General features: G+C 63.2%; 18 protein-coding genes. 11 read left to right on the top strand and 7 right to left on the bottom strand.

Annotation, left to right across the window (positions count from 1 at the left end; translation table 11 throughout):
- The first annotated feature begins 7 nt into the window (after positions 1-7).
- The 7 genes from IB277_RS26465 (at position 8) to IB277_RS26435 (ending at position 6,795) form a co-directional block, all read left to right on the top strand.
- Positions 8-616, top strand: coding sequence for a nicotinate-nucleotide adenylyltransferase (locus IB277_RS26465; RefSeq protein WP_089044395.1), 609 nt, complete (start codon positions 8-10; stop codon positions 614-616).
- A gap of 102 nt (positions 617-718) precedes the next feature.
- Positions 719-1,150 (top strand): ribosome silencing factor, encoded by a 432-nt coding sequence (gene rsfS, locus IB277_RS26460; protein ID WP_034802667.1) that lies wholly within the window; start codon positions 719-721, stop codon positions 1,148-1,150.
- A gap of 263 nt (positions 1,151-1,413) precedes the next feature.
- A complete protein-coding gene (gene rlmH / locus IB277_RS26455) occupies positions 1,414-1,896 on the top strand; it encodes a 23S rRNA (pseudouridine(1915)-N(3))-methyltransferase RlmH (protein WP_060521428.1) in 483 nt (160 codons plus the stop codon).
- 159 nt (positions 1,897-2,055) lie between these two features.
- Positions 2,056-3,450, top strand: a complete 1,395-nt coding sequence (locus IB277_RS26450) for a murein hydrolase activator EnvC (protein WP_090295278.1) — start codon at positions 2,056-2,058, stop codon at positions 3,448-3,450.
- Entirely contained in the window at positions 3,440-4,762 is a 1,323-nt protein-coding gene (locus tag IB277_RS26445) for a S41 family peptidase (RefSeq protein ID WP_034802677.1), read from the top strand. Before IB277_RS26450 ends, IB277_RS26445 begins: the two co-directional genes overlap by 11 nt.
- Positions 4,763-5,006: 244 nt before the next feature.
- The gene (locus IB277_RS26440; RefSeq protein WP_034802692.1) at positions 5,007-6,221 is read left to right on the top strand and encodes a divergent polysaccharide deacetylase family protein; all 1,215 of its coding nucleotides are present in this window, start codon (positions 5,007-5,009) and stop codon (positions 6,219-6,221) included.
- A gap of 52 nt (positions 6,222-6,273) precedes the next feature.
- Positions 6,274-6,795 carry an RNA pyrophosphohydrolase gene (locus IB277_RS26435; RefSeq protein ID WP_090295277.1) on the top strand — a complete coding sequence of 174 codons (522 nt, stop codon included), beginning with the start codon at positions 6,274-6,276 and terminating at the stop codon, positions 6,793-6,795.
- 76 nt (positions 6,796-6,871) lie between these two features.
- Here the strand turns inward: IB277_RS26435 and bfr are convergent, their stop codons facing one another.
- The 5 genes from bfr to IB277_RS26410 form a co-directional block, all read right to left on the bottom strand.
- Positions 6,872-7,363, bottom strand: a complete 492-nt coding sequence (gene bfr, locus IB277_RS26430) for a bacterioferritin (protein WP_034802698.1) — start codon at positions 7,361-7,363, stop codon at positions 6,872-6,874.
- Complete coding sequence (locus IB277_RS26425) at positions 7,329-7,640, bottom strand: (2Fe-2S)-binding protein (protein ID WP_034803108.1); 312 nt, start codon at positions 7,638-7,640, stop codon at positions 7,329-7,331. The genes bfr and IB277_RS26425 overlap by 35 nt, the downstream gene beginning before the upstream one ends.
- 360 nt (positions 7,641-8,000) lie before the next feature.
- Positions 8,001-11,369, bottom strand: coding sequence for an error-prone DNA polymerase (locus tag IB277_RS26420; RefSeq protein WP_192372018.1), 3,369 nt, complete (start codon positions 11,367-11,369; stop codon positions 8,001-8,003).
- Positions 11,366-12,919, bottom strand: coding sequence for a DNA polymerase Y family protein (locus IB277_RS26415; RefSeq protein ID WP_244546733.1), 1,554 nt, complete (start codon positions 12,917-12,919; stop codon positions 11,366-11,368). Before IB277_RS26415 ends, IB277_RS26420 begins: the two co-directional genes overlap by 4 nt.
- Positions 12,834-13,787: an ImuA family protein gene (locus IB277_RS26410; RefSeq protein WP_090295274.1), complete on the bottom strand. Its 954-nt coding sequence runs from the start codon at positions 13,785-13,787 to the stop codon at positions 12,834-12,836. The genes IB277_RS26415 and IB277_RS26410 overlap by 86 nt, the downstream gene beginning before the upstream one ends.
- A gap of 169 nt (positions 13,788-13,956) precedes the next feature.
- On the opposite strand from IB277_RS26410, the gene IB277_RS26405 reads away from it, so the two are divergent.
- Entirely contained in the window at positions 13,957-14,391 is a 435-nt protein-coding gene (locus tag IB277_RS26405; RefSeq protein WP_034802708.1) for a metallopeptidase family protein, read from the top strand.
- 275 nt (positions 14,392-14,666) lie between these two features.
- On the opposite strand, the gene IB277_RS26400 is transcribed toward IB277_RS26405, so the two are convergent.
- The gene (locus tag IB277_RS26400; RefSeq protein ID WP_034802710.1) at positions 14,667-14,873 is read right to left on the bottom strand and encodes a DUF1737 domain-containing protein; all 207 of its coding nucleotides are present in this window, start codon (positions 14,871-14,873) and stop codon (positions 14,667-14,669) included.
- A complete protein-coding gene (locus IB277_RS26395) occupies positions 14,870-15,775 on the bottom strand; it encodes a CoA ester lyase (protein WP_090295273.1) in 906 nt (301 codons plus the stop codon). Before IB277_RS26395 ends, IB277_RS26400 begins: the two co-directional genes overlap by 4 nt.
- A gap of 125 nt (positions 15,776-15,900) precedes the next feature.
- On the opposite strand from IB277_RS26395, the gene IB277_RS26390 reads away from it, so the two are divergent.
- The 3 genes from IB277_RS26390 (at position 15,901) to leuD (ending at position 17,550) form a co-directional block, all read left to right on the top strand.
- Complete coding sequence (locus IB277_RS26390; protein ID WP_060521435.1) at positions 15,901-16,155, top strand: hypothetical protein; 255 nt, start codon at positions 15,901-15,903, stop codon at positions 16,153-16,155.
- Between the two features lie 217 nt (positions 16,156-16,372).
- A complete protein-coding gene (locus IB277_RS26385; protein WP_034802718.1) occupies positions 16,373-16,789 on the top strand; it encodes a glyoxalase/bleomycin resistance/extradiol dioxygenase family protein in 417 nt (138 codons plus the stop codon).
- A 155-nt stretch (positions 16,790-16,944) separates the two neighbouring features.
- Positions 16,945-17,550, top strand: a complete 606-nt coding sequence (gene leuD / locus IB277_RS26380; RefSeq protein WP_034802725.1) for a 3-isopropylmalate dehydratase small subunit — start codon at positions 16,945-16,947, stop codon at positions 17,548-17,550.
- Positions 17,551-17,554: the final 4 nt, after the last annotated feature.

Raw genomic sequence — 17,554 nt, 5'->3', positions numbered from 1 at the left:
AGGCAGGGTGAACGCCCGCTACCTGCGCATGCCCCATGTCGAAGCCGGCATGGTGGTGGGCCTCTTCGGCGGATCCTTCAACCCGCCGCATGAGGGCCATGTGCTCGTTGCCGACACGGCGATCCAACGGCTCGGGCTCGACCAGCTCTGGTGGATGGTGACCCCCGGCAATCCGCTGAAGGACCACAACAATCTGGCGCCGCTTGCCGACCGCATCGCCATGAGCGAAGCGATCGCGCACAACCCACGCATCAAGGTGACGGCCTTCGAAAAGGCGTTGGGGCAGAGCTATACCGCCCGCACGCTCGAAATCGTGCAGGCGCGAAACCGCGACATTCGCTTCGTCTGGATCATGGGCGCCGACAACCTGAAGAGCTTTCATCGCTGGCAGAACTGGCAGAAGATCGCCCGCACTTTCCCGATCGCCGTCATCGATCGGCCGGGCTCGACGCTCGCCTATCTCTCCTCACGCATGGCGAAAACCTTCGACTATGCTCGCATCGACGAGGACGACGCGCGGCGCCTCCCCTTCCACCGCGCGCCAGCCTGGACCTTCATCCATGGACCTCGCTCATCGATGAGTTCGACGGCGCTTCGCGCCGCCGGTGGAGTATGATTTCCAGGGATTCAGTTCTGCTGTCTTGAAACAGCTACGGTTTGATGCCTACATTCATGGACGGTTCGATCTTTGTTCGAATCGGAAGTGCCTGTTCTGTTCATGTGGAAAGGAAAGACCCTGACAACAGCACACGCCAAGGGATATGCGGTTACCGCATTCCCGCGCAGCACGGGATCTAGCGACGAAGCCGCTGTCCGTGCGCTTCAACTGGTCCTCGAGAGCCTAGAGGACTCGAAGGCAGAAGACATCGTCAGCATCAACATTGCCGGAAAGTCGGCGCTGGGAGACTTCATGGTCGTTGTCTCCGGGCGATCGAACAGGCATGTGATGGCCATTGCAGATCACCTGACGACCGACCTGAAAGACGGGGGCTTTGGCAATGCCCGTGTCGAAGGTCTGGAAGGCGGTGACTGGGTGCTGATCGACACCGGTGATGTGATCGTTCACATCTTCCGGCCGGAAATCCGGGAGTTCTACAACATCGAGAAGATGTGGGCGGCTCCCGAGATCGAGGACGGTACCTTGCATTGAGACCGACCGGGTCGCCGCGCAGCTGAATGCCGGACGAGCCGAGTTGCGGTCATGCATGAATGTGAAGGGCTGGCGCCGCCTTGGGCGGCGTTGTCAGCCGGATATTTGTTGCGACTGATCGTAACCTGCAGGCCCGTCAACCGGACAAGGCGCGCAACGACGCTGCAAGGCTCCAGGAACGCGGTATAAGATTCTCCTTGAATCGACCCGATTTCAGGAACTATGCAGTGCGCGTTGCAGCGCAAGCGAGGACGGACAAGGTCATGCGTATCGGACTTTTCGCAGTCGGCCGCCTCAAGGCGGGGCCGGAAAAGGATCTTGCGGCCCGTTATCTCGATCGCTTCTCCAAGGCCGGTCCGGCGATCGGGCTTGAGCTTTCCCGCGTCGTCGAAGTCAACGAAAGCCGTGCTTCGAACGCCGAGACGCGCAAGCGCGAGGAAGCCGCACAGCTCGAAAAGGCACTGGCCGAAGGCAGTCTGCTCGTGCTCTTGGACGAACGCGGCAAGGCGCTGGATTCGGAAGGCTTCTCATCGCTTCTCGGCACGTTCCGCGACAGCGGCAAGCGTGACCTGATGATCGCGATCGGTGGCGCCGATGGTCTCGATCCGAGCCTTCATGCCCGCGCCGATGCGGTGCTGAACCTTGGAAAGATGACCTGGCCGCACCAGCTCGTGCGCATCCTGATCGCCGAACAGCTCTACCGGGCCGTCACCATTCTCTCCGGCCACCCCTATCATCGGGTCTGAAGCGGCGGGGCTGCTTTTCGGGCAACCTCTCCCGGTACACGCGGCGATAACGAGAATATGCTTGGTCGTGCGCGCCAAATCAGATTAGGTTTTTTCCTCATATTTTCGGATGGACGCACGCAACGGATGACGCCCCGAGGCAGGACCAGCGTTTTCGGCATGGGAAGAGACGGCACAGGACGGCTTGCCCGTACTGCGGCGGCCTTTGCGCTTGCGCTTGCGATCGGCCTGCCGGCGAGCGCCCAGGAGGCCACGCCGCCCGCCGCCGCGACCGGTCAGGAGCAGGGCCCGCCCGACCCCGCCGCCGACCTCACGCTTCGCCGCAACAGTACGCGCAGCGAACTGGATGCGCTCTCCAAGACGATCACGCTTTCCCAGGAGCGCGCCAATGCGCTGACGGAAACCATTGCCGAAATCGACAAGACCAACGAGACGCTGCGCGCCGCAATCGTCGAGTCCGCAAAGAAACGCCAGGATCTCGAACAGCAGATCGTCGATGGCGAGAAGAAGCTGAGCGACCTTAGAAGCAAGGAAGACACGGTCCGTCGCTCGCTGCGCTCACGCCGGGGCGTGCTTGCCGAGGTGCTCGCCGCCCTGCAGCGGATGGGGCGCAACCCGCCGCCGGCGATCCTGGTGACGCCTGAGGATGCGCTCGGCTCCGTGCGCAGCGCCATTCTGCTTGGCGCCGTCGTGCCCGGCCTGCGCAAGGAAACCGAAAACCTCGTGGCCGACCTCAAGGCGCTCGCCGACATCCGCATCGGCATCGACCGGCAGCGCGAGGACCTGACTGCGGCAATGACCGCCAATGTCGAGGAAGAGCGCCGCATGTCGATGCTGGTTGCCGAAAAGGAAAAGCTGCGCCAGACGAGCGCCAGCGAACTTGCGGCCGAGCAGCGCAAGGCGCAGGAACTGGCCTCGCAGGCGACCAATCTCCAGGGCCTGATCGGCTCACTCGAGGACCAGATCTCCTCCGTTCGCGAGGCTGCCGAAGCGGCGCGCGCGCAGGAGGAAGAACGCCGTCGTATGAGCGAGGCAGAGCGCGAGGCGGCGCGGGAACTCGCCCGCAATGCGGTGCCTGACAAAAACCGCATTGCGCCCGCATATGTGTTTTCGGAGCTGAGGAACAAGCTTGCCTATCCGGCCGCGGGATCGCTGTTGCGCAAATTCGGCGATGCAGACGGCACGGGGCATTCCCTGCAAGGGATCATGTTGGAAACCAATCCCGGCGCGCTGGTGACTGCGCCGTCAGATGGCTGGATCGTCTATGCAGGCAATTTCCGCAGTTATGGGCAGATGATCATTCTCAACCCGGGCGACGGCTACCACGTCGTGCTTTCGGGGATGGAGAAGGTGAGCGTTCAGACTGGGCAGTTCGTCGTCGCCGGAGAACCGCTGGCGACGATGGGCGCAAAAAGAGTGGCGAGCGCTGCGGCCTTGGCGCTGGAAACGGACCGGCCGACGCTTTACATTGAATTCCGAAAAGACGGAAAACCGGTTGATTCCCGACCATGGTGGACCGCAGCAGAGGTTGGAAAGGCGCGAAATGATACGTAGGGCTTCACTTGTTCTGGTCGGGGCGCTGATGGGCGCGACCGCGATGGGCGTGGTTTATTCGGCTGTCGTTCCGGCCGTCGCTGCCAACACCTCGACCTATCGCGAACTGGCAATCTTCGGCGACGTGTTCGAACGCGTGCGGGCGCAATACGTGACGCCGCCGCAGGACGACAAGCTGATCGAGAACGCGATCAACGGCATGCTTTCCTCGCTCGACCCGCATTCGAGCTACATGAACTCGACCGATGCCGAGGACATGCGCACCCAGACGCGCGGTGAATTCGGCGGCCTCGGCATCGAAGTGACGATGGAAGACGACCTCGTCAAGGTCACGAGCCCGATCGACGACACACCTGCGGCCCGCGCCGGCGTGCTTGCCGGCGACTTCATTTCCAAGATCGACGGTGCGGATGTTCGCGGACTGAAGCTCGAAGACGCCGTCGAAAAGATGCGCGGCGCCATCGGCACCCCGATCAAGCTGACGATCCTGCGCAAGGGCGCGGACAAGCCGATCGAACTGACGATCGTCCGCGACGTCATCGCCGTTCGTGCGGTCAAGTTCCGCACCGAAGGCGACGTCGGCTACCTGCGCGTCATATCCTTCACTGAAAAGACCTATGACGACCTGAAGAAGGGCATCGAGAAGATCAAGGCGGAAGTGCCGGCCGACAAGCTGAAGGGCTACGTGCTCGACCTGCGCCTCAACCCGGGCGGTCTGCTCGACCAGGCGATCAACGTCTCCGACGCCTTCCTGGAACGTGGCGAAGTCGTTTCGACCCGCGGCCGCAACCCGGACGAGACCCGTCGCTTCAACGCCACGCCGGGCGATCTGACCGATGGCAAGCCGGTAGTCGTGCTGGTCAACGGCGGCTCGGCCTCCGCTTCGGAAATCGTCGCCGGCGCCCTGCAGGACCTGAAGCGCGCGACCGTGCTCGGCACGCGCTCCTTCGGCAAGGGTTCGGTCCAGACGATCATCCCGCTCGGCGAAGCCGGTGCGCTGCGTCTGACGACCGCGCTCTACTACACGCCGTCGGGCAAATCGATCCAGGGCACGGGCATCACGCCTGACATCAAGGTCGAACAGCCTCTGCCGCCGGAACTGCTCGGCAAGGTCGAGGCTCAGGGCGAGTCCGATCTGCGCGGCCACATCCAGGGCCAGAGCGAGACCGACGAAGGCTCCGGCTCGGTCGCCTATGTGCCGCCGGAAGCCAAGGACGACCTGCAGCTCAACTATGCGCTCGACCTTCTGCGCGGCAAGAAGACGGACCCGTCCTTCCCGGCGAGCCCCGAGCAGGCACAGTTGAAGAAATAAGCCTCACAGACACGAAACGAAGCGCCGCATGTTCACCCGAACATGCGGCGCTTCGCATTTGGCCCCATGACTGGGCCGGCCGATGCACTGGTCAAGCCTTCGCCACTAAATTATAGGGTTAGCAAGCGCTGCCGCGGCCACTGATTCTTCTAAGGCATACGGCGTGCGACGGGAGAGGATCGGCACGCGTCCTGGCGCCGGCCTCACTCTAGCGGCAACATCCCCAGCTCGACCGAGGCTCCGTTTGGGAACTGATCTCAATGCTCCGCTCGGCCAGAACCGGCGGGCCAAGCCAGTGTCGAAGCGCAATCCCCAGCGAACGCTCGGGTTTTCTCTTGCCGGCCTTTGCATCGCCGCGGTGATTGGCATTTCCGCCTGGAACACGCTTTCGCCAGACGGTTTGCGGCGTGATTCCGCATCGCCGGTCGTAACGGCCGAGAAAGCGAAGAGCCCAGGCGACAAGGCATCCAACCCGGCCAGCGGCCAGACGGGCGTCGGCTCCGGAACGATGGCACCGGGAACGGCCTATTCCGGCGCCGATGTCGAGCGCACGCTTACCGACGACGGCTCCACCGTCACGACGTTCTCGCCGCGCAGCCGCGACGGCAAGGGACCGGCCCTCATCAATGTCGGTCCGATCCGCGGCCAGGATCCGCGCATGGCGGCGATGCCCAATGACGACCTGCTGGAAGAAAGCCCCGCCGGACGCCTGCCGATCATCGGCCCCGACGGGCTGCGTCCGCTCGATCAATATGCGCGCCCCTGGTCGGGCGCGCGCGGCACACGCATCGCACTTGTCGTCGGCGGGCTCGGCCTCAGCCAGACGGGAACCCAGAAGGCGATCCGCGACCTGCCGGGCGAGGTGACGCTCGGCTTTGCCACGGCTGGAAACAGCCTGCAGCGCTGGATGCAGGAAGCGCGCCGCAGCGGCCACGAGATCCTGTTGCAGCTTCCGATGGAGCCGTTCGACTATCCGGCCAACGATCCGGGCCCCAATGCGCTGCGCGTCGGCCTCGGCGAAAAGAAGAACCTCGCGGAACTGCACCGCAACCTCGCCGAGATCACCAATTATACCGGCGTCATGAATTATCTTGGCGGCCGCTTCCTGTCCGATGCCGATGCGCTGGAGCCGGTCATGCGCGATCTCGGCAAGCGCGGCCTCCTGTTCCTCGACGATGGCACCTCGGCGCAGTCGCTGTCCGGCAAGCTTGCCGGCGCCTTCGACGTGCCGCACGGCTTTGCCGACCTGACGCTCGACAGCGAACTCAGCCGCAACGCGATCCTGAAGAAGCTTGATGAGCTCGAACGCATCGCGCGCCGCAACGGTACCGCCATTGGCGTCGCTTCTGCCTTCGACGAGAGCGTCGGCGCGATTGCCTCCTGGATCGGTGAAGCGCAGGGGCGCGGCATCGAGATCGTCGGCGTTTCCGCGCTCGTCAAGGATCCGCAACAGAACTAGCTTAAAGCCGTCCCCACGGGACCAATGAACGTTTGCACAGAAGAGGCAGCCGATGAGCAAGGACAAGAAACTGAAGGCGGATGACCTTCCCTATCGCCCCTGTGTCGGGGTGATGGTGCTGAACCGGGCGGGCCTCGTCTGGGCCGGTCATCGTATCGCCGTCGGCAATTCCGAATATGACGGCTCGCCACAGCAATGGCAGATGCCGCAGGGCGGCATTGACAAGGGAGAGGATCCGCTGAAGGCCGCCTATCGCGAGCTTTACGAAGAGACCGGCATGAGCACCGTCTCGCTGCTGGCCGAAGCGCCCGGCTGGATCAACTACGACCTGCCTGAACATCTGATCGGTATCGGCCTCAAGGGCAAGTATCGCGGCCAGACGCAGCGCTGGTATGCCTTCCGCTTTGAAGGCGAGGAAAACGAGATCGCCATCAACCCGCCGCCGGGCGGACACGAGCCGGAGTTCGACGCCTGGGAATGGAAGCCGATGCGCGACCTGCCGGAGCTGATCGTGCCGTTCAAGCGCAAGGTCTACGAGGAAGTGGTTGCGGCTTTCACGCATCTGGCGCCGTGAACCGGACCTGCCCGTTCCTGAAACGACAAAGGCCGGCGATATCGCCGGCCTTTATGTTTGCAAGCTTTTACCAGGCTCAGTCGGCTTCGGCCTCGTTGGCCGGAGCGGCATTGAGCTGGCCGTATTTCTCTTCGCCGATCTTGTCGAGCAGCTCGAGCTGGGTTTCGAGGAAGTCGATATGGCCTTCCTCGTCGGCAAGCAGCTCTTCGAAGAGCTTCATGGAGACGTAGTCTCCGGCGGCATGACAGATGTCGCGGGATTTCTTGTAGGCGGTGCGGGCGTCGTATTCGCCGGCGAGATCTGCCTTCAGCACTTCCTTTACGTTCTGGCCGATGCGCAGCGGCGCGACCGTCTGCAGGTTGGGATGGCCTTCAAGGAAGATGATGCGCGCGACGAGCTTGTCGGCATGTTGCATCTCCTCGATGGATTCGGCCCGCTCCTTCTTGGCGAGAAGCGTATAGCCCCAGTCTTCGAGGAGGCGGTAGTGCAGCCAATACTGGTTGACGGCACCGAGTTCGAGATAGAGCGCTTCGTTAAGCTGCTCGATGACTTTTTTGTCGCCTTTCAAGATCCGCCCTCCGGTTGTCGTCGTGGAATTGTCTGAGGCGGGTCATGAAATCAAATATCTCTGCGTCCGTCGAGTCGCGGTGCGCGTGATATTGCTCGGTGGTGCGGATGATGATGTCGACGACATTGGGGAAACAGCCGCAGCAACGGCCGCGTTTTTCCATCGCGTGGTAGACTTTCGCCGGCACGATCAGCTGCCAACAGTCCTCATCGAGGAGACCAATGATCGTGTCCTCGATCTCTTTTTCCGTGATGAAATTGCAGCTGCAAACCAGCATGTCGTCTCGCCTGTCGTACGCAACGCCCTGTATCAGCGCATAAAGCAAAACAGGACATTTAGTGTCAACTAAAAACTCCGCGAGCGGAAGTTGCGGGTGGATTAGAACGACTCTAAACTTGACAGAAAACTTCGCCTTTTCAGAATTTTAGAGATTCCTGAGCGACTGCGCCTGCAAACCCTGAATGGGTCATGAGGCGCACAGCCTGCGACATTTTTACACACCTCCGGTCGCGACGGCGGGAAACCCTGCCCATGACCCCGCGCCGGAAGCATTCCATGGAATCCCTCCGACGTATCTGGCCGTCCCTTCGCCAAACCGCCCCACACAATCGGGAGACAGCAAAGCCGGGTCGGGCTTTCAATGGAAATTGCGCCCCTTCGGCATCACGTCGGCCACCTCGGCTGTCGCTCGATCCGGGTTGCTGGAACTGCTGCCGGAATGGCGGGGGATCGGTAGGCGCTGGTCGCCTTGCGCCCGCTTCATGCGCGCGTCGCCGGTCGGTCTCAGTGCCTCATCGGCACGCTCGCTTGCGCCGAACCGCCGCGCTTCCTTGCGCAACAACCCGAGCATCGGCGTGATATCCTCGATGTGCTCGGCGACCACAAGGATGACGCTGCTTTCGCGCTGCAGCCGGCCGCGGATCTTCACGAGACGCGCACCCATGACCACCGGCCGATAGGTCGCAAACACCTTCGGCCACACGATCGCATTGGCAACACCGGTCTCGTCCTCGATCGTCATGAAGATGACGCCCTTGGCCGAACCCGGACGCTGGCGGACGAGCACCAGCCCGGCAACGCTCACCCGCCGCCCGACCGGAGCGGTCGCAAGCATGCGGCTCTGGACGATCCCTTGCGCGGCAAGCGTGTCTCGGAGGAAGGAGACCGGATGCGCCTTCAGCGAGAAGGAGAGATAACGATAGTCGTTGATCACCTGCTCGCCTGCCAGCATCTCCGGCAGGATCATCGCGGGCTCCGGCCGCAACTCCTCTCTCGCAGCCCCCTCGAAAAGCGGCAGCCGCTCGGCCGCACTTTTTTCATCGAGCGCCTTCACCGCCCAGAGCGCCTTGCGCCGATCGAACCCGATCGAGCGGAAGGCATCCGCATCCGCAAGCCTTTCGAGCGCGGAACGGGAGAGGCCGGAGCGCAGCCAGAGATCACGAACCGACCCGTAACCGGCGCCCCGGTTGGCGACGAGTTTATCTTCGAGTTCCCTTTGGTTCAGCCCCTTGATCGAATTGAAGCCGAGGCGCATCGCCTTCGTCGTCCTGATGACGTCCTCCATCTCGCGGTGGCGCGGCTCGATGGCGTTGCGATCCAGCCCCCCTTCTTCGAGATCGGCATCCCAGACCGAGTGGTTGATATCGACAGGCAGCACCCGGACCCCATGCTCGCGCGCATCGCGCACCAGTTGCCCGGGCGCATAAAAGCCCATCGGCTGCGAATTCAGGAGCGCCGCGCAGAAGACATCCGGATAATAGGTCTTGAGCCAGGAGGAGACATAGACGAGCAGCGCGAAGGACGCGGCATGGCTCTCGGGAAAGCCATACTCGCCGAAGCCTTCGATCTGCTTGAAGCAGCGCTCGGCAAAGTCCCGTTCATAGCCGTTCCTGACCATGCCCTCGATCATCTTCTCGTGGAAGGTATGGATCGTGCCGGTGCGCTTGAAGGTCGCCATGGCCCGGCGCAACTGGTCAGCCTCGCCGGGCGAGAAGCCTGCGGCAGTAATCGCGATCTGCATCGCCTGCTCCTGGAACAACGGCACGCCCAGCGTTCGCTTCAGCACGGCCTCCAGTTCAGGACTTGGATATTCGATGGGAATTTTTTTATCCCGCTGCTCCCGCCGCTTCAGATAGGGATGCACCATGTTGCCCTGGATCGGCCCGGGCCGGACGATCGCCACCTCGATGACGAGATCGTAGAAGATGCGCGGCTTCAGCCTTGGCAGCATGCTCATCTGCGCCCGGCTCTCGATCTGGAAGACGCCGATCGTATCGGCGCGACAGATCATGTCGTAGACGTCCTTCTGGTCATCCTTGAAGAGCTGATGCAGCGTTTTCTGCTCGTTGTAATGCCGGTCGAGAAGCTTGAAGGCACGGGCGATGCAGGTCAGCATGCCGAGCGCCAGTACATCGATCTTCAGGATCTTCAGCGTGTCGAGGTCGTCCTTGTCCCACTCGATCATGTAGCGGTCGGGCATCGCCGTATTCATGATCGGCACCACCTCGTCGAGCCGGTCGCGGGTCATCACGAAGCCGCCGACATGCTGGGAAAGATGGCGCGGGAAACTCATCAGCTCGGTGGCGTAATCGAGCACCTTCACCGTCGTCGGATCCTTCGTATCGAGCCCGGCCGCCTGCGCCTCGCGCTCCGAGAGATCGGCGACCGACCAGCCCCAGACGGAACCGGCAAGCGCCGATTGCACGTCTTCTGAGAACCCGAAGGCCTTGGCGGTCTCTCGGCCGGCCGAGCGCGCCCGGTAGCTGATGACAGCCGCCGTCAGTCCCGCATGCTCCTTGCCGTAGGTGCGGTAGATATGCTGGATCACCTCTTCCCGCTTCTCATGCTCGAAATCGACGTCGATATCCGGCGGCTCGTCCCGTTCGGTCGAAAGGAAGCGGTCGAAGAGCAGGGTGGTCTTAAGTGGATTTACCTCGGTGATGCCAAGGCAATAGCAGACGGTGGAATTCGCCGCCGACCCGCGGCCCTGGCACAGGATGTCGGCGCCGCGCGCGAACTGCATGATGTTGCGCACTGTCAGGAAGTAGGGCTCGTAGCGTTTCTCTGCGATCAGGCCGAGTTCGTATTCGATCTGCCTGGAAACCTGTTCGGAAATTCCTTCGGGATAACGCTCGCGCGCGCCCTCCATCGTCAGCCGCCGCAGCGTCTGCGTCGGCGTCTCGCCCGGAATGCTCTCATCCGGATATTGATATTCGAGATCCGACAGCGAGAACTTCAGCCTCTCGAAGAAATGCCCGGTATTGGCGATCGCTTCCGGATAGTCGCGGAAGATGCGGATCATTTCGGCGGGCGTCTTCAGATGCCGCTCGGCATTGGCATGGAGCCGATAGCCTGCGGTCGCGATCGTCACATGCTCGCGGATGGCGGTGACGACATCGGCAAGCGGCCGGCGGCCGGCGGCATGAAACAGCGGACTGTTGGTGGCGACGAGCCTGACCGACGCATGGCGGGCAATGGTTGCAAGCCCGGCAAAGGCGAACTGATCGAAGCCATCATAACGCGGCACCAGCGCCAGATAGAGCCGGTCGGCGAAATGCGGTTTCAGTCGCTTGAGAAAATCGGCAAGCAGGGTTGCCTCCGGTGCGCCGATAACCGGGTCCGGTAGAACCGCAAGAAGCAAATCCTCGCCCCATTCGATCAGATCGGTCTCGTAGAGCGTGCAGGTGCCCTTCTTGGCGCGCAGGTTTCCGGCGCTCAGCATTCGGCAGAGATTGCCCCAGCCGCGGCGGTTCAAGGGATAGGCGAGCACGTCGGGCAGGTCTTCGGCAAAGGTGAGCCGCGCACCGGGCTGGAAAGCCGACTTCTCCACCTTGGCCTGCGCATGGGCGCGCACCACGCCGGCGACCGTGTTGCGATCGGCAATGCCGAGGCCGCCAATACCGAGGCGGCTCGCCGCAACGACCATCTCACCCGGATGGGAAGCGCCTTCGAGGAAGGAGAAATTCGACCAGGCACCGATCTCGAAATAGGGGGTAGCGTCGCTCATGCGAAGACTCCATGCATGAACCAGCGCGGCGGGGCGCTCGCGCCATAATGACCCTCGCGAAACAGCCAGAACCGCCGGCCGCTATCGTCCTCCACCCGGAAATAATCACGCTCCAGCGCCGGCTCGCCATCAAGCCACCATTCGCCGGCGATCCGCTCCGGCCCCTCAGCGCGCGCGATACGGTGCAATGTGCGCCGCCAGCGAAAGCTTCTCGGCGGCCCCTCCGGCACTTCGGCCACCGCCTCCACCGGCTCGGGACTTGGAAAGAGCCGCTGCGGCCGGGCGGCGGCAGCAAGCAGGGGCGCCGGGATGTTGTTACCCGGTTCCTCAGCCTTGCCGATCAGCGCCAGGTCCGTGAGCGGCCGGAAGCTTGCCGCCCGCTCCGGCACATGGCTTTCCGAGAGCGCCGGCACCATGAGGCTTTCTGCGCCGAAGCGCGCCATGACCCGGTCGGCGAAGGCGGCAAGCGGACGCTCGCGATCCGGCGTGCCAGAGAAATCCTCCTGCATCACCTCGTATTTTTCGCTCTTCGGCACCGAAAGCCTGAGGATTTCGAAGCCGAAGCCGGCATCGAGATCTTCGTGCACCGCCTGCAGGCGTTCGCGGAAGAGACCCGCGACGCGACGCGGCTCGTTGAGCGGCGAGGACGTGCCGGCGGCGATGCGAAAGACCGCACCGTCGACGCGGAAAAGCAGCAGTTCGAACAGGCGCCCGCCCTCGCCGCGCTTCTCCAGTTCCGGTTTCAGCCGCAACGCCAGTTCTTCCGTCAGGCCCAAAATATCGTCTTCACCCTGGACCGGCTCGCCGAGCCGCCGCTCTGCCGAAAGGGCAGCGACGGGCAACCGTGGCGACAGCGGCTCGTCCTCGCGCCCGAGCGCCTGGTCGAGACGCAGAAGCAGGGTTGCGCCGAACCGGCGGGCGAGCGGTGCGCGCGGCGCCTCGATCAGGTCGCCGATCTGCTTGAGCCCGACCCGGCCGAGTGTTTCGATCGTTTCCTGCGGCAGCCGCAGCGCCGCCATCGGCAAGGGTGCCAGCGCTCGCGCCGCCTCGTCCTCGGCAAGGATAGCGTCGGAGCCGAAACGCGCCACCGCCCAGGAGAGCCCGGCGGACGAAGAGATCGCCGCCCGGGCCTCGACCCCCAGATGAAAGAGGCGAGCGAGCAGATCGTCGAGCAGCGCTTTTTCCCCGCCGAGAAGATGGGCGCAGCCGGTGATGTCGAGAAAGAGGCCGCTGTCGCCGTCGAGCGCGACGAGCGGCGTGTAGCGGCAACACCAGTCCGCCAGCCCTGCAAGCAGCGCCCGGTCGGCGGCGGGATCGGCCGGCAGCACGTCGATCTCGGGACACATGGCCCGCGCTTCGGCGACACCCTGGCCGATATGAAACCCACGCCTTTCAGCGAAACCATCGAGCGCAACGAGACGCATTGCGCTCTTCACCTTGTCGGCGAAGACGACGGGCGGATGCTCAGGACGCCCGCGGGAAAGCCACGAGTTCCCCCAGCGCTTGCGCGCGACCCGATCGGCCGGAAGATGCGGAAAGGTGAGCGACAGAATGCGCTGGTTCTGGATCTGCCGCAGCAGCGGCTGGTAGGGGCTCGACGGGGTAAAGGCGGCGGTCATGGGGGTTCCACTCCAGGAAGAAGCCGAGCGGCGCAGGAGCCCTGCTCTTCTCGGCAATGACGTGAAAGACGGGATGGCCGATGCTGCCGCGAAGCATCGATCCATCCGGTAGCGGTCGCTCGCGCGCCGGCGCCGGCTCGACGAGGAAGCGGAAGAAGGCGCTGCTCGCCTCCTCGTGTCCGGATTGGCGCAGAAGCAGAAGGGGGACGTGGCCAGCGCGCGAGCGCACATGCAGGCGTCGGCTCTCGCTGAGTGCCAGGGCGGCCGGGTTGCCGCGAATTTCAAGGATGACGGCACAGAAGCTCGGCACGGAAAGCGCGGCCTCGGCGATCCAGAGCGCATCCTTTATCGTGCGTGGCAGGCTGAAGACGAGGCCGCGGACATCGAGACCAAAGGCCTTCAGACCCAACCCATAGGGCATGCCCGCCTCGGTGGAAGCCATCGACTGGCTGATCCAGAGAACGGGGGCGGCCGGCTCGCCCTTTTCAAGCCGCGCCCGTTGACAGAGCACGCTGAGTGCTGCGGCAAAACCGGCGGCTGCACCGGCATCGCGCGTCTCGGCATTGCGGATTTCCGTCATGCCTTCGAGCGGCAGGCCGCCTTCGAGAAGGTCGTCCAGATCGGGAACGCCGAGCGCCAGCGCCTTGCGGCCAGGCTCGTCTTCTTCCCGTTGACGGAAGCCGCCGGGATCGGCCGCCTTGGCGGCGCGCACGACGCCCGGAAGCCGACGGTTTTCGATCCTGGCTATGGTTTCTCGGAGCGAAAGTACCGTCTCCCGCTGCACGGCTGTGTCGGCCATGACGGTCAACTCCCATCAGAATGTTCATGTTATGTTCTATTAGATTCCAGAGCTTCCTAAATGAGTCAACAGCCAATTCTAAGAATTTATTCCTGTCTCTGTGGTCAAGGAATTCAACACTCGAAAAACAAAGGCAAAATCGCTATATGGAGGGCAACAAGGAGTGCCTATGGCCCGCATTGACCAGACCGATGATTGGCGGGAACGCCACGCACCGACGCTTACCACTTTCGAGCAGCTTGCGCTGGAGGCCTATGGCCACCTGCCGCAGGAATTCCGCCAGCTGACGACCGACCTTATCATCGAAGTTGCCGACTTCCCGAGCGACGACGTTTTCGAGGACATGGCGCTGGAAACGCCTTTCGACCTGCTCGGCCTCTTCGAAGGCCGCGGCATCAGCGAACGCTTCACCATGGAAACCGGCCAGTTTCCGAACCGCATCACCCTCTACCGCCGCCCAATCATCGACTATTGGGCGGAGAACGAGGAGACGCTGGGTGACATCATCACCCACGTGCTGATCCACGAGATCGGCCACCATTTCGGCCTCTCCGACGACGACATGGAACGGATCGAGGCCAGCGTCGAGCACGTCGGCGGCTGACACTTCATTTGCCTATCATCGCGCGGTGAGGGCCGCCCCTCATCCGCACGATGAGGAAGCCTCTCATCCGCCTGCCGGCACCTTCTCCCCGCAGGCGGGGCGAAGGAAACTCGCGATACGCATCCCAATCGGAGCACGACCGATTCCAGAAAGCAGGCCTCACACGCCGATTGTGAGCATCAACCGCGTCCCCTCGCCCCGCCTGCAGGGAGAGGTTAGTCCTCGGGCTAAACCCGAGGAGAGGGGCAAACCTGCGCGACGGCAAACAGCCTCGACTACTGCTCCGACAGCTTGATATCCGGGGTGTATTCCTTGCCTTCGACCTCCTTCACCACCGCCTGGCCGCACTGCATGTGCTGCGTGTCGGCATTGAAAGCATAGGTGGGCGAGCCATGCAGGCTCCAGCCCTGGTTTAGCGCCGCCGTCACCTTGTGGCAGAAGGAAGCGTCGTCAGGGCCGGTCAGGAAGCGGAAGAGTTTCAAGATCTTGTCTTTCGTTTTTCGATGAGGTCCGCCTTGGCGGCAAGCGTGACGGCCTGGTCGAGGTGCAGCCGCTCGACCATCCGCCCGCTGAGGTTGATGACGCCCTTGCCGGCGTTTTCGGGCAGCGCGAAGGCGGCGATGATCGCGCGCGCCTCGTCGACGGCGATCTGATCGACGCCGAAGCGCTCGTTCGCCGGGCCGATCTGCGCTGGATGGATCAGCATTTTGCCGTCATAACCCATGTCGCGGCCCTGCCGGCATTCCTCGTCGAAACCGGCACCATCGCGGAAATCGTTGAACACGGCGTCGATGACATCGAGCCCGCCGCCGCGCGCGGCAAGCAGGATCTGCATCAGCCAGGGGATGAGATAGGGCCGGCCCGGACGATCCGGAACGCCGGTCTCCTTGCGCAGGTCGTTGAGGCCGACGACGAAACAATCGAGCCTGCCACTGAAGGTACGGCCGGCCTCGGCGATTGCCGGCGCGTTGATCACCCCGCGTGGCGTCTCGATCATTGCCCAGAGGCGCAGCGTCTCCGGCGCATCGTTCTCGTCGAGCCAGTCGGCCGCCGCCTGGATATCCGCCGGGCTTTCGACCTTCGGCAACAGGATGGCGTCGGGATTGGCCGCAAGCGCCGCAGCAAGATCGCCCTGACCATAGTCGGAGCCGATCGCATTGATGCGAATGACAATCTCGCAATCCGGCCGGCTCGCCGTCAGATACTGCACCAGCGCCGCACGCGCTTCCACCTTGCGCTCGGGCGCTACCGCATCCTCGAGATCGAAGATCGCGACATCCGTCGCGAGTTCCGCGACCTTGGCAAGCGCGCGGGCATTGTCGGCCGGCACGCAAAGCACCGAGCGGCGCAGGCGTACAGGGTGATGTTCGCTCGATTTGTTCATGCTTCAGTTGTGCCCGCCTTTGCCGCGTTCCGCAAGACGAGGCGAACCGCCGCACCCCTTTCGAAAGCCCGCCTCTTGCAAGTCCGAAGGCGCGCCCCCACATCGCCATCAGAAAGGTGACGATTATGCAAAGCATTCGCTCTGTTCTCTTTACGGCCGCAGCCCTGACCATCACGTTCGCGGCCTTTGTGCTTACCGCCTCGCTGGCGCTGGCACTGGCCGGCATCGCCGCCGTCGTCGTGGTCGGCAGCGCCATTGCCACCCGGCTGAATTTCAGGCCTGCCCGCGCCACCGCGCGCCCGGCTGCCGCAGGTGCGGCCCAGGGCCAGCGCGAGATGCGCATCTGGAACGACGGCCGCGGCACGATCATCGACCTCTGATCCCCCTGGGTGTCGAAATCGATCCCTGGGCGTCGGAATCGATCCCCGGCGATCATTGCAATCGGGCCGATCCGTGATCGGCTCGAACCCTGTTGGCGGCCTTGAAAAACGTCATGGCTGCGATTTTTTTTCGACCCCATGTCGGATCGGAGATTCCATGTCCGTCCTTGAGGCAGGCCAGCACGGTCCTGGCTCTTCGAACAGGATGGAGAACGATATGGATACCCAGACGCAGCAGCCGGCACCGGTCCTCAACGGCCTTCTGCCCTATCTTCAGGTCGATGGCGCCGCCAAGGCGTCCGAATTCTACCAGCGCGCCTTCGGGGCCAAGGAAGTGGGCCGGCACCCGCTCGACGAGCAGGGCCGCACGATGCACATCCACCTCTATGTCAACGGCAGCTCGCTGATGCTCGCCGATGCCTATCCGGAATACGGTCATCCGCTGGAAAAGCCGCAGGCCTTCACCCTGACGCTCACCGTCGACGACATCGATGCCTGGTGGGACCGTGCGGTTGCCGCCGGCACCGAGGTGGTCATGCCGATCGAGGTGATGTTCTGGGGCGACCGCTACGGCCAGCTCCGCGATCCCTTCGGCGTTCTCTGGGCCATGAACAGCCCGGTGAAGGCAAGCTAAGTCCCTGCAGACAATCGAGATCCGGACGAAGCTCTCGCCGGGCGGGCATTTTCACCCGCCCGGCGAAGCGCATTTGAACAGATTTTCCTTCATTTCGGCGCAAAACTCATCTAAACGCTAGCGCAACATTCTTCTGAAATCGAAGGCCTGAAGTTATGGAAAAATTCGTCAAGCTCACCGGTGTCGCCGCCCCCCTCCCCGTCGTCAACATCGACACGGACATGATCATTCCGAAGGACTACCTGAAGACGATCAAGCGCACCGGCCTTGGCAAGGGCCTCTTCGCCGAAGCCCGCTACAATGAAGACGGCTCGGTCAACCCGGACTTCGTGCTCAACAAGCCGGCCTACCAGAACGCCAGCATTCTCGTTGCCGGCGATAACTTCGGCTGCGGCTCCTCGCGCGAGCATGCTCCGTGGGCGCTGCTCGACTTCGGCATCCGCTGCGTGATCTCCACGTCCTTTGCCGACATCTTCTACAACAACTGTTTCAAGAACGGCATCCTGCCGATCGTCGTCAGCCAGGCTGACCTCGACAAGCTGATGGACGACGCCTCGCGCGGCTCCAACGCCATCCTCTCGGTCGACCTGGAATCCCAGGAAATCACCGGTCCGGACGGCGGTTCGGTCAAGTTCGAGGTCGACGCCTTCAAGCGTCACTGCCTCTTGAACGGCCTCGACGACATCGGCCTGACGCTGGAAAAGGCAACCGCCATCGACAGCTTCGAAAAGACGGTCGGCGCCGCGCGCCCCTGGGCATAAAACG

This window comes from Ensifer sp. ENS07, assembly GCF_014852185.1.
Taxonomy (GTDB): Bacteria; Pseudomonadota; Alphaproteobacteria; order Rhizobiales; family Rhizobiaceae; genus Ensifer; species Ensifer adhaerens.
The sequence above is the reverse complement of the archived record's forward strand: the minus strand, read 5'-3'. Positions and strand labels throughout refer to the sequence as shown.

Bases quoted from the DNA above. Each gene is read 5' to 3' on its own strand.
- IB277_RS26435 (WP_090295277.1), top strand. From the start codon at position 6,274: ATGAGCAAGGACAAGAAACTGAAGGCGGATGACCTTCCCTATCGCCCC.
- leuD (WP_034802725.1), top strand. From the start codon at position 16,945: ATGGAAAAATTCGTCAAGCTCACCGGTGTCGCCGCCCCCCTCCCCGTC.
- IB277_RS26420 (WP_192372018.1), bottom strand. From the start codon at position 11,369: ATGAGCGACGCTACCCCCTATTTCGAGATCGGTGCCTGGTCGAATTTC.
- IB277_RS26405 (WP_034802708.1), top strand. From the start codon at position 13,957: ATGGCCCGCATTGACCAGACCGATGATTGGCGGGAACGCCACGCACCG.
- IB277_RS26395 (WP_090295273.1), bottom strand. From the start codon at position 15,775: ATGAACAAATCGAGCGAACATCACCCTGTACGCCTGCGCCGCTCGGTG.
- IB277_RS26385 (WP_034802718.1), top strand. From the start codon at position 16,373: ATGGATACCCAGACGCAGCAGCCGGCACCGGTCCTCAACGGCCTTCTG.
- rsfS (WP_034802667.1), top strand. From the start codon at position 719: ATGTGGAAAGGAAAGACCCTGACAACAGCACACGCCAAGGGATATGCG.
- IB277_RS26450 (WP_090295278.1), top strand. From the start codon at position 2,056: ATGGGAAGAGACGGCACAGGACGGCTTGCCCGTACTGCGGCGGCCTTT.
- IB277_RS26445 (WP_034802677.1), top strand. From the start codon at position 3,440: ATGATACGTAGGGCTTCACTTGTTCTGGTCGGGGCGCTGATGGGCGCG.
- IB277_RS26390 (WP_060521435.1), top strand. From the start codon at position 15,901: ATGCAAAGCATTCGCTCTGTTCTCTTTACGGCCGCAGCCCTGACCATC.
- rlmH (WP_060521428.1), top strand. From the start codon at position 1,414: ATGCGTATCGGACTTTTCGCAGTCGGCCGCCTCAAGGCGGGGCCGGAA.
- IB277_RS26410 (WP_090295274.1), bottom strand. From the start codon at position 13,787: ATGGCCGACACAGCCGTGCAGCGGGAGACGGTACTTTCGCTCCGAGAA.
- IB277_RS26425 (WP_034803108.1), bottom strand. From the start codon at position 7,640: ATGCTGGTTTGCAGCTGCAATTTCATCACGGAAAAAGAGATCGAGGAC.